This window comes from Streptomyces radiopugnans (assembly GCF_900110735.1).
GTDB lineage: Bacteria > Actinomycetota > Actinomycetes > Streptomycetales > Streptomycetaceae > Streptomyces > Streptomyces radiopugnans.
Genome location: NZ_FOET01000014.1, coordinates 12669 through 26664, shown reverse-complemented (window position 1 = coordinate 26664; position 13996 = coordinate 12669). Strand labels below are relative to the sequence as shown.

15 protein-coding genes are annotated in these 13996 nt (G+C 74.6%); 4 read left to right on the top strand and 11 right to left on the bottom strand.

The genetic code is table 11. From position 1 onward, the window contains the following. Positions 1-15: 15 nt before the first annotated feature. The gene (locus BMY40_RS21425; protein ID WP_093662107.1) at positions 16-954 is read left to right on the top strand and encodes a CAP domain-containing protein; all 939 of its coding nucleotides are present in this window, start codon (positions 16-18) and stop codon (positions 952-954) included. A gap of 55 nt (positions 955-1009) precedes the next feature. Here the strand turns inward: BMY40_RS21425 and mutM are convergent, their stop codons facing one another. The 9 genes from mutM to BMY40_RS21380 form a co-directional block, all read right to left on the bottom strand. Next, on the bottom strand, positions 1010-1870 hold the full coding sequence (mutM, locus tag BMY40_RS21420; RefSeq protein WP_093662105.1) for a bifunctional DNA-formamidopyrimidine glycosylase/DNA-(apurinic or apyrimidinic site) lyase: 861 nt from the start codon (positions 1868-1870) through the stop codon (positions 1010-1012). Positions 1871-1997: 127 nt separating this feature from the next. Continuing rightward, positions 1998-2798 carry a ribonuclease III gene (gene rnc, locus BMY40_RS21415; RefSeq protein WP_177214089.1) on the bottom strand — a complete coding sequence of 267 codons (801 nt, stop codon included), beginning with the start codon at positions 2796-2798 and terminating at the stop codon, positions 1998-2000. 19 nt (positions 2799-2817) lie between these two features. Then, a complete protein-coding gene (gene rpmF / locus BMY40_RS21410; RefSeq protein WP_031508259.1) occupies positions 2818-2991 on the bottom strand; it encodes a 50S ribosomal protein L32 in 174 nt (57 codons plus the stop codon). 2 nt (positions 2992-2993) lie between these two features. Continuing rightward, the gene (locus BMY40_RS21405) at positions 2994-3653 is read right to left on the bottom strand and encodes a YceD family protein (RefSeq protein ID WP_093662103.1); all 660 of its coding nucleotides are present in this window, start codon (positions 3651-3653) and stop codon (positions 2994-2996) included. 171 nt (positions 3654-3824) lie between these two features. Then, on the bottom strand, positions 3825-4964 hold the full coding sequence (locus BMY40_RS21400; RefSeq protein WP_093662101.1) for a F0F1 ATP synthase subunit B family protein: 1140 nt from the start codon (positions 4962-4964) through the stop codon (positions 3825-3827). A gap of 137 nt (positions 4965-5101) precedes the next feature. Then, positions 5102-5581 carry a pantetheine-phosphate adenylyltransferase gene (coaD, locus tag BMY40_RS21395; RefSeq protein WP_245770229.1) on the bottom strand — a complete coding sequence of 160 codons (480 nt, stop codon included), beginning with the start codon at positions 5579-5581 and terminating at the stop codon, positions 5102-5104. Between the two features lie 26 nt (positions 5582-5607). Continuing rightward, on the bottom strand, positions 5608-6201 hold the full coding sequence (rsmD, locus tag BMY40_RS21390) for a 16S rRNA (guanine(966)-N(2))-methyltransferase RsmD (RefSeq protein WP_093662098.1): 594 nt from the start codon (positions 6199-6201) through the stop codon (positions 5608-5610). Positions 6202-6366: 165 nt separating this feature from the next. Further along, positions 6367-8655, bottom strand: coding sequence for an ATP-dependent DNA helicase RecG (recG, locus tag BMY40_RS21385; protein ID WP_093662096.1), 2289 nt, complete (start codon positions 8653-8655; stop codon positions 6367-6369). Between the two features lie 75 nt (positions 8656-8730). Continuing rightward, positions 8731-10431, bottom strand: a complete 1701-nt coding sequence (locus tag BMY40_RS21380; protein WP_093662094.1) for a DAK2 domain-containing protein — start codon at positions 10429-10431, stop codon at positions 8731-8733. A gap of 274 nt (positions 10432-10705) precedes the next feature. Here BMY40_RS21380 and rpmB point away from each other — a divergent pair, with 274 nt between their 5' ends. Further along, positions 10706-10891 carry a 50S ribosomal protein L28 gene (rpmB, locus tag BMY40_RS21375; protein WP_093662092.1) on the top strand — a complete coding sequence of 62 codons (186 nt, stop codon included), beginning with the start codon at positions 10706-10708 and terminating at the stop codon, positions 10889-10891. A 173-nt stretch (positions 10892-11064) separates the two neighbouring features. On the opposite strand, the gene thiD is transcribed toward rpmB, so the two are convergent. Both thiD and BMY40_RS21365 read right to left on the bottom strand, forming a co-directional pair. Continuing rightward, a complete protein-coding gene (gene thiD, locus BMY40_RS21370) occupies positions 11065-11895 on the bottom strand; it encodes a bifunctional hydroxymethylpyrimidine kinase/phosphomethylpyrimidine kinase (RefSeq protein ID WP_093662090.1) in 831 nt (276 codons plus the stop codon). Positions 11896-12025: 130 nt separating this feature from the next. Then, a complete protein-coding gene (locus BMY40_RS21365; RefSeq protein WP_093662088.1) occupies positions 12026-12970 on the bottom strand; it encodes a thiamine-phosphate kinase in 945 nt (314 codons plus the stop codon). A gap of 248 nt (positions 12971-13218) precedes the next feature. Between BMY40_RS21365 and BMY40_RS21360 the strand changes: the two genes are divergently transcribed. Beyond that, positions 13219-13452: an Lrp/AsnC family transcriptional regulator gene (locus BMY40_RS21360; protein WP_093662086.1), complete on the top strand. Its 234-nt coding sequence runs from the start codon at positions 13219-13221 to the stop codon at positions 13450-13452. 20 nt (positions 13453-13472) lie between these two features. Next, positions 13473-13982, top strand: coding sequence for a DUF3515 domain-containing protein (locus BMY40_RS21355; RefSeq protein WP_245770228.1), 510 nt, complete (start codon positions 13473-13475; stop codon positions 13980-13982). The last annotated feature ends 14 nt before the right edge of the window (positions 13983-13996 follow it).

Here is a 13996-nt window from a genome sequence, read left to right as displayed (position 1 = left end):
TGAGGACTGCAGCAGATGGGACGCCACCGCCGCGCCGAACCGGTTCCAGCACCGGCCCCCGTCACCTCCGGCCGCCGCGCGGCGGTCGGGCGCCATCGCAGCCCGCACCGCAAGCGGAGCGCGGCCCCCGTGCGCACCGGCCTCCTCGGAGCCTCGGCCGCGATGGCGATGGGCGCCGTGGCTGTGGCCTCGGGGCTGCTGCCCGGCCCGAACGGCGACTACACCGTCGGCGGGTTCGCCTCACCCTCCGGAGTGGCCCCGGACGACCTGCGGGACCTGCAGACCCAGGGCGCGGCGACACCGGCCCCGGACGACCGCGGCGGCGCTTCCGCCGCGGGCCGCGGCGACGGCCGCGCCGCCTCCCCCGGCGCGGAGCCCTCACACGGCCGCGAGTCGAAGAAGCCGGAGGCCACGCCTTCGAAGAAGGCGGCCGAACCGACCCCGCCGCGCGGCAGTACGCCCCCGGCCGGCGAGACCGGCGCGGGCGACGTCTTCCGCAAGCCCTCCGGCACACCCGGCGAGCCCTCCGCCTCCTCCCGCAAACCCACCGCACCCGGCCTCCCCTCCCTCGACGAGGAGACGGCCGCCGAGGCGGAGGTGCTGAGACTGGTCAACCTGGAACGGGCCGAGGCCGGTTGCCAACCGGTCACCGCCGACCCCGAACTTGCCGAACTGGCCGGTGAGTTCAGCCAGGACATGGCCACCCGGGGCTTCTTCTCCCACACCAGCCCCAACGGCGACACCCCCTGGGACCGCGCCGAGGCGGCGGGCATCGACAACCTCGGCGGCGAGAACATAGCCCGCGGCCAGGCCGACGCCCGGACGGTGATGGACGCCTGGATGGACAGCCCCGGCCACCGCGCCAACATCCTCAACTGCGACTACCGGACCCTGGGCGTGGGCGCGCACTTCGCCGAGGGCGGCCCCTGGTGGACGCAGAACTTCGGCTTCTGAGCGGCTTCCCGCCAGGCGTCCGGCGCCCGCCGCCCCGTCCGGCGGCGCGCGGTGCTCAGCGCACCGGGCGGGGCGGACGCTGGCAGCGCGGGCAGAAGTAGCTGGAGCGGTTCATCCAGGGGCTGCGGCGCATCGGGGCGGCGCAGCGGCGGCAGGGCAGACCCTCGCGGCCGTAGGCGTCCAGGGAGCGTTCGAAGTAGCCCGACTCCCCGTTGACGTTGACGTAGAGGCTGTCGAAGCTGGTGCCGCCGACGGCGAGGGCCGCGTTCATCACGTCGCGGACGTTACCGAGGAGTTCGGCGGTGCGCGGACGTGTGAGGGTGGCGGTGGGGCGGTCATAGTGCAGCCGGGAACGCCACAGCGCCTCGTCCGCGTAGATGTTGCCGACCCCGCTGATCAGGGACTGGTCGAGCAGTGCCCGCTTGAGCGTACTGCGGCGGCGGCGCAGGGCGGTGTGGAAGGCCGCCTCGTCGAAGGCCGGGTCCAGCGGGTCGCGGGCGATGTGGGCCATGACGTCGGGCAGGCCGTCCTCCGTGGTGGCGTGCAGCGACAGCCCGCCGAAGGTGCGCTGATCGACGAAGCGCAGTTCGGTCCCCTCGGTGTCGGCGAAGCGGACACGTACGCGCAGGTGCTTCTCGTCGGGGGCGTCCTGCGGCTGGACGAGCAGCTGCCCGCTCATGCCGAGGTGGGCCAGGACGCACTGGCCGGTGCCCTCCAGCGGCAACCACAGGTACTTGCCGCGGCGCAGGGGGGCGCCGACGCGCACTCCGCGCAGCCGGCCGGTGAAGTCCTCCGCTCCGGCGAGGTGGCGGCGGATCGCGCGCGGGTGCAGCACCTCGGCCCCGGCGATGGTGCGGCCGCCGACCCAGCGCTCGAGTCCGCGCCGGACGACCTCGACCTCGGGCAGCTCTGGCAACGACGGCTCCTCGTCGACGTGGGTCCCGCGTCAGCGGGGGTGGGATGGGGTCACTGGTGGAACGACGCGCCCACCCGCCCGGATTCCGGGCGGGTGGGCGGAAGGTGCGGGGCAGACTCCGGGCCGGTCAGGAAACCTTCTCGGCTGCCTGGCCGTCCCGCTGCTCGGCGGCGGCCCGGATCGCGCGCCAGGCGGTCTCCGCCGCCTGCTGCTCGGCCTCCTTCTTGCTGCGGCCGGTGCCGGTGCCGTACGCGACACCACCGACGCGGGCGGCAGCCGTGAAGGTCTTCTCGTGGTCGGGGCCGGTCTCGCTGACCAGGTACTCCGGAACGCCCAGCCCCTCGGCCGCGGTCAGTTCCTGGAGGCTGGTCTTCCAGTCCAGCCCGGCGCCGAGGTTGGAGGACTCCTCGATCAGGGGGTCGAAGAGCCGGTGCACCAGTTCGCTGGCCGCCTCCAGCCCCCGGTCGAGGTAGACCGCGCCGATCACGGCCTCCAGGGTGTCGGCGAGGATCGACGCCTTGTCCCGGCCGCCGGTGCCCTCCTCGCCCCGGCCGAGCCGGATGAAGGCGCCCAGGTCGAGGCCGCGGGCGACTCCGGCCAGCGCACGGGAGTTGACCACCGCCGCGCGCAGCTTGGCGAGCTGGCCCTCGGGCAGGTCGGGGTGGGTGCGGTAGAGGGTGTCGGTGACCACCAGGCCCAGCACGGAGTCCCCCAGGAACTCCAGGCGCTCGTTGGTGGGCAGGCCGCCGTTCTCGTACGCGTAGCTGCGGTGCGTCAGTGCACGCGTCAGAAGGGCGGACTCGAGTTGGTACCCGAGCCGCCCTTCCAGAAGCGTGTGGGACGAGGCCGCGTCCACCAGACCCGCCCTCTGCGCCGTTTCACCCCCGTCGTTGCGGGGAGAGTCTGCGGGCGTAGTGGCGTCTGACATGGAGCCCGTCACCAGCCGATCAGACCTCGAGGACCTGGCGGCGGTTGTAGGTGCCGCAGTTGGGGCAGGCGATGTGCTGCTGACGGGGCTCCTGGCAGCGCTCGCACTTCACCAGGGTCGGGACCGCAGCCTTCCACTGCGACCGGCGGTGGCGCGTGTTGCTGCGCGACATCTTCCGCTTCGGAACAGCCACGGCTATTTCTCCTGTGGATCGTCCCCGGCAGTGCGGGGTTCGTTGTCTTCGTCCTTCTCGCCGTCCCGCATGGAGCCGGCGAGTCCTTCGAGAGCCGCCCACCGGATGTCGACGGCCTCGTTGTGGTCGTGCCCGGGGTCGTCCGCGAGCCTCGCCCCGCAGCGGGGGCAGAGTCCGGGGCAGTCCTCCTGGCACACCGGCTGCAGCGGCAGTGACAGCACCACCGCGTCACGCAGCACGGGCTCGAGGTCGAGCAGGTCGCCCTCGAGTCGGAACGTCTCCTCGTCCTCGGCGTCGTCGCCGGTGTCCGCGAAGCGGCTCCGGTCGTCGGCGTCGGGGTAGGAGAACATCTCCTGGAAGTCCGCCTCGCACTCCTGCTCCAGCGGCTCCAGACACCTTACGCACTCCCCCTTCAGCCGCGCACGGGCGGTGCCCGTGACGAGCACCCCTTCCATGACCGACTCCAGGCGGAGGTCGAGCTCCATGGGCGAACCCTGCGGCACCCCGATGACCTCGATGCCGAGGTCTGCGGAAGCCGGGACCGTCCGGGAGAACTCCTTGAGCGCACCCGGACGGCGCCCCAGCTCGCGCGTGTCCAGCACGAGGGGGGAACGGGGGTCGAGGGGGGCGTTCAGGGCTTCCTGCTTTCTACGGTCTGACACCGGCTGACTCCGTTTTCCTGCGTTCTGGGCAGCCGAACGTCGCGGGCGGACCACGACCGAATGGCCAGGATACTGGACCGGCCGCCCCGGGCCCAATCCGGGCCGACCGGACGCGGCCGGGCCTGCGGGACACCGGCCCGGCGGGTGCCGGGCCGGCGCGGGCCGATACGGCTAGCGGCCCTGCTCGTACTGCCGCAGCCGCTCCATGTCGATCATGCTGGTGTCGAAGAAGCTGGTCTCGTCGAGCGCCGCGGGCTGCTGTGCCTGCTGCGGCTGGTACGGCGGCTGTCCGGGGGCCTGCCCCTGGTGGTAGGCGTACGGGTCCTGCTGCGGCTGCCCGTACTGCTGCTGCGGATAGCCGTAACCGCCCTGCTGGACCTGCGGCTCGTACGCGGGCTGCTGCGGCGGGGACTGCTGCTGGTAGGCGTACGGGTCCTGCTGCGGCTGCCCGTACTGCTGCTGCGGATAGCCGTAACCGTCCTGCTGGTAGGCGTACGGGTCCTGCTGGGGCTGCTGCGGCTGCGGCTCGTAGGCCGGCTGCTGCGGCGGCTGCGCGGGGACCTGAGGCGCCTGCTGCGCCTGCGGGGTGCCGGAGACGGCGGCGAGGTCCGCGAGGTAGTCGGCGTCGCTCTGCTGCCCATGCTCGTCCTGGGCCGCCAGATGGGCGCCGAGCTCGTCGATGGGCCGGTGGCCGGTGAGCTTCTGCCGGCCGCGTCCGACCGCCTCCAGGGTCTTGGTCAGCACCGCCTCGAAGGCCCGGAACTGGGCCTCCACATAGGCGTCGGCGCGCTCCCGCAGCTCGGCGGGGTCGGCGGAGCGCTCCGGGATGTCCTCGCCGCCCTCCTCGCCGTAGGGGTCGGCGCCCGCCTCCCTGCCCAGCAGCTTCTCCCGCCCCCGGTCGACCGAGCCTATGGTCTTGCTGAGGACGACCTCGAAGTTGGCGAGCTTGCTGTCGACGTAGTCGTCGGCCTCGGCCCGGATCCCCTCGGCCTCCTGGCGCGCCTGGGCGAGGATGCGGTCGGCCTCCTCCTGCGCACGGCGGGCGATCTCGGTGCCGGAGACCAGCGAGCCGCGCTCGGCCTGGGCGGAGTCGATGATCCGCTGGGCCTCCTGCCGGGCCTCGGCGATCATCTGCTCCCGGTCGCCGATCAGCTCCTGGGCCTGGGCGAGCGAGCCGGGCAGCGCCTGCCGCACCTCCTCCAGCATCCCCAGCAGCTCCGCGCGGTTGACCACGCAGGAGGCCGACATGGGCATGGAGCGGGCGCCTTCGACCGCCGCGACGATGTCGTCGAGTTTCTGCTGTACGTCCACGGGAGCGACTGTACGGGCAGCGGCCGCCGGTGCGACAGCGGATGCGGGAACCGGTCCGGTGGCGGTCCCGTCCGGTCCCGTCTTGGCCCCAGGACAGGCCGCGGCCGGGGCGGGGGCACCGTGGGGGGCGGAGGCCGTCAGGGGCGGGACAGGCGACCGCGCAGGGCCTGGAGCACCACCGGCGGCACCAGGTGGGAGACGTCGCCGCCCCAGGCCGCGACCTCCTTGACCAGGCTGGAGGAGAGGAAGCTGTAGGTCGGGTTGGTGGGCACGAACAGTGTCTCCACCCCGGAGAGCCCGTTGTTCATCTGGGCCATCTGCAGCTCGTAGTCGAAGTCGCTGACCGCCCGCAGGCCCTTGACGATGGCCGGGATGTCGCGCTGCTTGCAGAAGTCCACCAGCAGTCCGTGGAAGGCCTCGACGCGCACGTTGCCGTACTCGGCGGTGACCTGGTGGATCAGGTCGATGCGCTCCTCGACGGTGAACAGGCCCTGCTTGGACTTGTTGATCATCACCGCGACGTACACCTCGTCGTAGAGCCTGGAGGCGCGGGAGATGATGTCGAGGTGTCCGTTGGTGATGGGGTCGAAGGACCCCGGACAGACGGCGCGGCGCACTGGCGTTTCCTCGCTCTCCGTACGGGTCATGACGCGTCGGTGACCTCTTCGGCTTCTTCGGCGGCGCGACCGTACCAGAGCGTTCCCTCGCCGTAGCGGCGGGAGCGCAGCCCCTCGAAACCGGCGGGCCAGCGGAATTCGCCGCCCCTGGTGCTCCGTTCCACGGTGGCGAGGGCGCCGCCCGCGAGCCACCCCCCGGCGCGGAGTGTGAGAAGGATCTCGCGCAGCTCACCGTCCCCGACGGCGTACGGCGGGTCGAGGAACACCGCGTCGTACGGCTCCCCGGGGGCCTGCGCGCGTACCACCTGCTCCGCGCGGCCGGCGCGCACCTCGGCGCCGGGCAGGCCGAGGCCGCGGACGTTCTGGCGGATGGTGCGCACGGCCCGGGCGTCGGACTCGACCAGCAGGGCGTGGGCCGCGCCGCGCGATAGGGCCTCCAGGCCGACCGCGCCCGAACCCCCGTACAGGTCGAGCACCCGCAGGCCCGACAGCGGGCCGAGCAGCGACTCCCAGGTGGAGAACAGCCCCTCGCGCGCCCGGTCGGAGGTCGGCCGGGTGCCCTGGCCGGGCGGCACCGCCAGGCGTCGTCCGCCGGCCGCTCCGGCGATCACGCGGGTCATCGCTTCACCGTCTCCAGGGTGCTCGGGGCCAGGGTGCTCGGGCGGGGGCGCGGCGGGCCGCCGCCCCACCACGATAGGCGCGCGCCCGCACCCCCGCCCCCGGCCCCCCGCGCGGCGGACGGGCGGCGGACGGCGGCGGACGGGCGTCGGGCCCGTGGCTTCCCGTCAGCCCTTCTCCAGGTACTCCTCGCGCTCGGCGTCCAGCAGTGCCTCCAGCGCCGCGCGCAGCTCGGGCAGGCGCTCCAGCTCGGGGTCGGCGGCGACGATCGCCGTCGCCTTCTCCCGGGCGGCCGCGATGACCTCCTCGTCGTCGATGACGGCGAGCATCCGCAGGGAGGACCGGGTGCCGGACTGCGCCTGGCCCAGCACATCGCCCTCCCGGCGCTGCTCCAGGTCGATGCGGGACAGCTCGAAGCCGTCCAGCGTCGCGGCGACCGCACCCAGCCTGGCGCGGGCGGGGCTGCCCTCGGGGGCCTCGCTGACCAGCAGGCACAGCCCCGGCGCGCTGCCGCGCCCGACCCGGCCGCGCAACTGGTGGAGCTGGGAGACGCCGAAGCGGTCCGCGTCCATGATCACCATCACGGTGGCGTTCGGCACGTTCACCCCGACCTCGATGACGGTCGTGGCGACCAGGACGTCCAGCTCTCCCGCGGCGAAGCGGCGCATCACCTCGTCCTTGGCGTCCGGCTGCATCCGGCCGTGCAGCGCGGCCACCCGCAGGCCCTTGAGCGGCCCGTCGGCGAGCTGCCCGGCGATGTCGAGGACGGCCAGCGGCGGGCGGCGCTCGCCTCCCGCGTCGGCGCCCTCGCCGTCCCCGCCCCCCGTGCCGTCCCCGCCGCTTCCGTCGCCCGCGCCCCCCGTGCCGTTCCGCCGGGCGCCGGCGGGCTCCTCCTCGTCGCCGATGCGCGGGCAGACCACATAGGCCTGGTGCCCGGCCGATACCTCCTCGCGCACCCGCTCCCAGGCGCGGGCGAGGAAGTGTGGCTTCTCGGCGGCGGGCACGACATGGCTGGCGATGGGCGAGCGCCCGGCCGGGAGCTGGTCCAGCACGGAGGTCTCCAGGTCGCCGAAGACCGTCATGGCGACCGTGCGGGGGATGGGTGTGGCGGTCATCACCAGCAGGTGCGGGGGCTGCTTCCCCTTGGAGCGCAGGGCGTCGCGCTGCTCGACGCCGAAGCGGTGCTGCTCGTCGACCACGACCAGGCCCAGGTCGTGGAAGCCCACCTTGTCCTCGATCAGGGCGTGGGTGCCGATGACGATCCCGGCCTCGCCGGTGGCCAGGTCCAGCAGCGCCCGGCGGCGGGCGGCGGCCCCCATCGAGCCGGTGAGCAGCACCACCTTGGTGGCGTGTTCGGCGCCGCCGAGCATCCCGCCCTCGGCCAGCTCGCCCATCATCTCGGTGATCGAGCGGTGGTGCTGCTGGGCCAGCACCTCGGTGGGGGCGAGCATCGCGGCCTGCCCGCCGGCGTCCACCACCGCGAGCATGGCGCGCAGCGCCACCAGCGTCTTGCCGGAGCCGACCTCGCCCTGGAGCAGCCGGTGCATGGGGTGCTCGGTGGCCAGGTCGTCGAAGATCTCCCGGCTGACGGCCCGCTGGCCGTCGGTGAGGGTGAACGGCAGCCGGGCGTCGAAGGCGTCCAGCAGCCCGCCCTCGCGCGGCCTGCGCGCCACGGCCGGCAGCTGGCCCTCGGCCAGGCGGCGGCGGGCCAGCGCGACCTGGAGGACGAACGCCTCGTCCCACTTCAGCCGGGCCCGTGCCAGCTCCACGTCCGCCTTGGTGCGCGGCCGGTGGACCTTCTCCAGCGCCTCGGGCAGCGTGGGCAGGCCGCGTTCGGCGCGCAGGGCGGCGGGCAGCGGGTCGGCGACGTCCGCCCAGCCGGTGGCCAGCAGGGAGTCCACGACGGTGGCGACGGCCTTGGCGATCTTCCACGACTCCAGCTGCTTGCACGCCGGGTAGATCGGCATGAGCCTGCCCGCGAAGGCGTCCACCGCCTCCGCTCCGCTGCCGGCGTCCAGCAGCTCGTAGGCGGGGTGGGAGAGCTGGAGCTTCCGGTTGAACACACCGACCTTGCCCGCGAACATCCCCCGGCGGCCGGGCAGCAGTTCCTTGTGGTGGTGGTGGACGGCCCTGCCGAAGAAGACCAGTTGGAGGCGGCCGCTGCCGTCGGTGAGGGTGACCTCCAGGCGCTTGCCGCGGCCCTGGTTGAAGGTGAGCACCCGGGAGTCGGCGACCTGGGCCACGACGGTGACGTGCTCGTCCAGCGGCAGGTCGGCGAGCCGGGTCAGCTCACCGCGCTCGGCGTACCGCCGCGGGTAGTGGTGCAGCAGGTCGCCGACGGTGTGCAGGCCGAGGTGCTCGGCCATCACCTTCGCGGTGGTGCCGCCGAGCACCTTGCGCAGCGGTTCCGTCAGGGGATCTCGCGTGTTCTCTTCCAGCACGGGCACGTCCCCCATTGCACACCACGCCGCCGACAGTGCGGGGCGCGCGACCCGCTCGGCCCGTTCCTCCGCTCGCTCCCCTCACCCTGCTCACTCCACGCCGATCAGCAGCGGGCCGCTCTGCCGTCCCTCGTAGACGAGCGTGTCGACGGCCAGGTGGTTGCGGCGCACATGGTCCTCCAGGTACTCGGCCAGGCCTTCGGGCGCGCCCGCGCCGACCACCAGGGTCACCAGCTCGCCGCCCGCCGAGAGCATCCGGTCCAGTACGGCCGCGGCGACGTCCGCCGCCTGTGCGCCGATCAGCGCCACGTCCCCCTCGATCAGGCCGAGGACGTCCCCGGCCTGGCAGATCCCGGCGGTGGTCCATGCCTGCCGTTCGGCGACGCACAGCTCGCCGTACCGGGTGGCCCCGGCCGCGGAGGTCATGGCGACGACGTCCTCGTCGAAGCGGCGGCCGGGCTCGTGCACGGCGAGTGCCGCGATGCCCTGCACCGGGGAGCGGGTGGGGATGATGGCGACCCGCAGCCCCTCGGCGCGGGCCTGCTCGGCGGCCGCGGCGGCGGTGTGCCGCAGTTCGGGGTCGTTGGGCAGCAGGACGGCCTCGGGTGCGCCCGTCCGCAGCAGCGCCTGCGCCAGCTCCCCGCTGGCGGGCGGCTCCCCGGGCCGTGCGGTGACGGTGGTGGCGCCCGCCGCGGCGCACAGTTCGGCCAGTCCGTCGCCGGGCACCACCGCGACCACGGCGCGGGGGGCGGCGCGGTCGGGGGCGTGTGCGGGCGTACGGCCGGTGTGCCGGTCACCGCTCTGGGCGCCGAAGTGCGTGATCCGGACGCGGAAGGGGCGTCCGGCCTCGATCCCGGCCTCCACCGCGGCGCCGGCGTCGTCCACATGGACGTGGACGTTCCACAGCCCGTCGCCGCCGACCACCACCAGGGAGTCGCCCAGGGCGTCGAGCCGGGTGCGCAGGGCGGCCACGGCCTCGTCCCCGGCCTCCAGCAGGTAGACGACCTCGTAGGCCGGGCCGGCCGGCTCCTCGGGCGCCGCGCAGCCCCCGCCGCCGGGCTCCGCGCACGGGTCCGGGGACAGGTGCGGGTCCGGCGCGCCGGTGCGGCCGGAGGGCCCGGCGGCCGGGGCCTCGGGCCGCTCCCCGCACAGCGCCGCCACCAGTGCGCCCAGCACGGTGACCAGGCCGTAGCCGCCCGCGTCCACCACGCCCGCGCGGGAGAGGGCCGGGAGCTGCCCGGGGGTGGCCTCCAGGGCGGCGCGGGCCGCGGACCACGCGGCGCGGGCCACCGCGGCGCAGTCCCCGGCGGCGTCCGCCGCCGCGCCGGCCGCGGCGGCGGCCACGGTGAGCACGGTGCCCTCCACCGGGTGCGCGACCGCGGCCCGGGCCGCGGCGGCGGCGCGGACCAGCGCGCGCCGCAGCGGCTCCCCGTCGTCGCGGCCGTCCCCGTCCGCCCCGTCCGTCCCGGTTCCGGTGGCCTCGGCCTCGCCGATCTCCTCGGCCATACCGCGCAGCAGCTGCGCCAGGATCGTCCCGGAGTTGCCGCGTGCGCCGATCAGCGCGCCGTGCGCCATGGCCCGCACCGCCTGGGCCGGGGTGGGCTCCCCCGCGCAGGCGGCCTCGACGGCCCGGGCGGCGGACTCCACGGTCAGGTAGAGGTTGGTGCCGGTGTCGGCGTCCGCGACCGGGTAGACGTTGATCGCGTCGATGGTCTCGCGGGCGCGGCCCAGCGCGTCGAGCGCCTGGGCGCTCCACTCCCGTACCGCGGCGGCGTCGAGCGGGTGCGGCACGGACGGGCCTCCTGGGGGCTTGCGGCCGGGCGGCCGGGAAGGACATCTGCGACGGGCGAAGGCTAGTGCCCGGCGCGGTCCGCGGCCGGGGGTGGGGCCGGGGCCGCGGTGCGGGGCCGTGGTAATTTCGTGGTCCGGACGGGGGCGAGGTATGCTTCCCCGGTTGCCCGACCCGCTCGGGCTCTATCCAATTCCCTGGCAGTGCCGGTCATCCTCTGATCCTGCCGACGCCGGGATTTCACTGTAAGTGCATCTGAAGTCTTTGGAGTGACCCGTGGCTGCCAACTGCGACGTCTGCGGCAAGGGGCCGGGCTTCGGCAACAACATCTCGCACTCGCACCGCCGTACGTCCCGCCGTTGGAACCCCAACATCCAGCGGGTGCGTGCGATGGTCGGTCGGACGCCGAAGCGGCTCAACGTCTGCACCTCGTGCATCAAGGCCGGCAAGGTCTCGCGCTGAGCGCGTGACCTCTCCCCCGCCGCGCGGCGGGGGAGATCCGGTCTCGCGCTGACGCAACGCCCAGCGCGGCCACTTTGCCGGTTGCACCGGAAGGCCGGTCCACCTCGGGTGGACCGGCCTTCCGGCGTTGCGGGTCTCCGGCCGCCCGCCCGGCGGCCGGCCGGAAAGGCTGCTCAGGCTCGGGCCGCCCCCTCCGGAGTCTCCCGCTCCAGCAGCCGCCAGCCGTGGTCCACGGGCCCGATCCCGCCGCCCAGCGCGAAGCCCGCGGCGATGGCGCCCGTCACGTACTCCTTGGCGTCGGCGACCGCCTCCGGGACCGGGCGCCCCCTCGCCAGCCCCGCGGCGATCGCGGCGGCCAGGGTGCAGCCGGTTCCGTGGGTGTGGCGGTTGTCGTGGCGGGGCGCGCGCAGCCAGTGCTCGGCGGTGCCGTCGGTGAGCAGGTCCACCGCGTCCCCGCCGTCCTTGAGGTGGCCGCCCTTGATCAGCGCCCACCGCGGCCCGTACGCCAGCACCGCTTCCGCCGCTCGCGGCAGATCGGCCTCGCGCTCCACCCGTACGCCGGTGAGCTGGGCGACCTCGTCCAGGTTGGGGGTGGCGACGGTGGCCCTGGGCAGCAGTTCGGTGCGCACCGTCTCCAGCGCCTCGGCGGCCAGCAGCGGGTCGCCGTGCTTGGAGACGCCGACGGGGTCGACGACCACGGGCGCGGTGAGGCCGTCCAGCAGGCCGGCGACCGTCGCGACCAGTTCGGCGGTGGCCAGCATGCCGGTCTTGACCGCCTGCACCCCGATGTCGTCCACGACGCTGCGGAACTGCTGCCGCACCGCCTCGGCGGGCAGTTCCCAGGCGCCCTGCACGCCCAGGGAGTTCTGCGCGGTGACGGCGGTGAGCACGCTCATCCCGTGGGTGCCGAGCGCGAGCATGGTCTTCAGGTCGGCCTGGATGCCCGCTCCGCCGCCGGAGTCGGACCCGGCGACGGTGAGGACGCGCGGTGGTGGTGTACGCATGCCCCGCAGCCTAAGCCGCCCGCCCCGGTACCCCTCCGCCGGGCGACCCGCGCCCGTGTCCACGGCAACCATCAATTGAGCAGCCCCCTCGGCGAGCAGCCGGGTCCGCGAGAGCGGCAGCCACGGCGGGTCAGTCCCCGAAGTGGTCCCAGCCGCCCGCCCGGTTCCACGGGGCGCCGTCCACCGTGACCTGCGGCGCGGCCGAGGGGTGCAGCACCTCGCCGATACGGCGCCAGCGGGCGGGGAGCTTGGCGTCCGCGGGGAAGGTGGCGACGATCGCGTGGTCCTCGCCCCCGGTGAGCACCCACTGCAGCGGATCGACGCCCACCGCCTGCCCGATGTCGGACATCTGGGCGGGGATGTCGAGGGCCGACGAGCGGATGTCGATGCGGACCTTGCTGGCGTCGGCGATGTGCCCGAGGTCGGCGACGAGCCCGTCGCTGACGTCCGTCATCGCCGTCGCGCCCAGTTCGGCCGCCGCCGGGCCCGCGTGGTAGGGCGGTTCGGGGCGGCGGTGGGCCTCGACGAAGGCCCGCGGCGAGCGGAATCCGCGGGCGAGCACCGAGTGCCCGGCGGCCGACCAGCCCAGCCAGCCGGTCACCGCCACGACGTCGCCGGGCCGCGCCCCGGACCGGGTGACCGGCTCGCGTCCGTGCAGGTCGCCCAGCGCGGTGATGGCCACCGTGATGGTCTCGCCGCGCACCACGTCCCCGCCGACCACGGCCGCGCCCGCGACCTGGCACTCGTCGTGGAGGCCGTCCATCAGCTCGGTGGGCCAGGTGGCGGGGAGTTCGGCGGGTACGACCAGGCCGAGCAGCAGCGCGGTGGGCTCGGCCCCCATGGCGGCGATGTCGGCCAGGTTCTGCGCCGCGGCCTTGCGGCCGACGTCGTAGGCGGTGGACCAGTCGCGCCGGAAGTGCCGCCCCTCCAGCAGCAGGTCGGTGCTGGCCACCACGCGCCGGTCGGGCGCGGCGACCACGGCCGCGTCGTCGCCCGGGCCGATCCGTACGGCCGGGGTGGGGGTGATCCGCGAGGTCAGCTCGCGGATCAGTCCGAACTCCCCGAGCTCCCCCACGGTACGGCCGGGGGTCCTGGGGGCGCCCCCAGGGAATCCAGGGGGAGGCTGCCCCCCGGGAGAACTCAGCATCGTCGTGCCCCTTCGTCAGTGCGCTCGAACGGTACCGCCGCGGCCGTCCGCGCGGCCCCCCGCGTCACCGTCCCGCCGCGCCCGCCCGCGGTCCGGGTCTCCCCGGCGGCACGGGCGACGCGGTACCGTGGCGTCCCTTCTTCCCACATGATCCTCGTAGCCGCCCTGGAGGTTCCGTGGTACAGGCGTACATCCTGATCCAGACTGAGGTCGGCAAGGCGTCGTCCGTCGCCGAGGTCGTCGGCGCGATCCCGGGAGTGGTCCGGGCCGAGGACGTGACCGGTCCCTACGACGTGATCGTTCGGGCCGAGGCCGACACGGTGGACGACCTGGGCCGCATGGTGGTGGCCCGCATCCAGCACGTGGAGGGCATCACTCGCACCCTGACCTGCCCGGTCGTGCATCTGTAGCTCCCCCGTATGCTCGCCCGGTGAGCTTCCCGCCCCGCCGGTCCCTGCCGTCCGCCCTCCGTGCGCCCGCCGCCGTGCTCGCCGTGCTCGCCGCGGCGGCCGGCTGCGCGTCCGGCGGCGACCGCCCCGGTCCGCCCGTGCCGAGCCCGACGGGCGCGGCCGCCGGCATCTGCCGCGAGCTGTACGACGCGCTGCCCGAGGAGGTGGACGGGCAGCCCCGGGGCGAGATAGAGCCCGAGACGCGGTTCGCCGCCGTGTGGGGCGATCCCGCGATCGAACTGAGCTGCGGAGTACCGCGGCCCGAGGTCCTCACACCCGGCAGTGAACACTACAACCCCGCCACCGAGACGGTGGAGGTGAACGGGGTCTCCTGGCTGCTGGAGGAGCGGGACGGCGGCCACCGGTTCACCCTCTTCGGACGCGAGGTCTTCGTCCGGGTGACGGTCCCCGACGCGTACGCGCCCGAGGTCAACGCCCTGGTCGACCTCGCCGGCGCGGTGCGGGAGACCGTCCCGGAGAAGCCTCTGTGACGTCCCGGCGCGCC

What these genes read in the sequence shown, in the direction of transcription:
- BMY40_RS21425 (WP_093662107.1), top strand. Translation starts at nt 16, where the DNA reads ATGGGACGCCACCGCCGCGCCGAACCGGTTCCAGCACCGGCCCCCGTC.
- rnc (WP_177214089.1), bottom strand. Translation starts at nt 2,798, where the DNA reads ATGTCAGACGCCACTACGCCCGCAGACTCTCCCCGCAACGACGGGGGT.
- rsmD (WP_093662098.1), bottom strand. Translation starts at nt 6,201, where the DNA reads ATGACCCGCGTGATCGCCGGAGCGGCCGGCGGACGACGCCTGGCGGTG.
- recG (WP_093662096.1), bottom strand. Translation starts at nt 8,655, where the DNA reads ATGGGGGACGTGCCCGTGCTGGAAGAGAACACGCGAGATCCCCTGACG.
- thiD (WP_093662090.1), bottom strand. Translation starts at nt 11,895, where the DNA reads ATGCGTACACCACCACCGCGCGTCCTCACCGTCGCCGGGTCCGACTCC.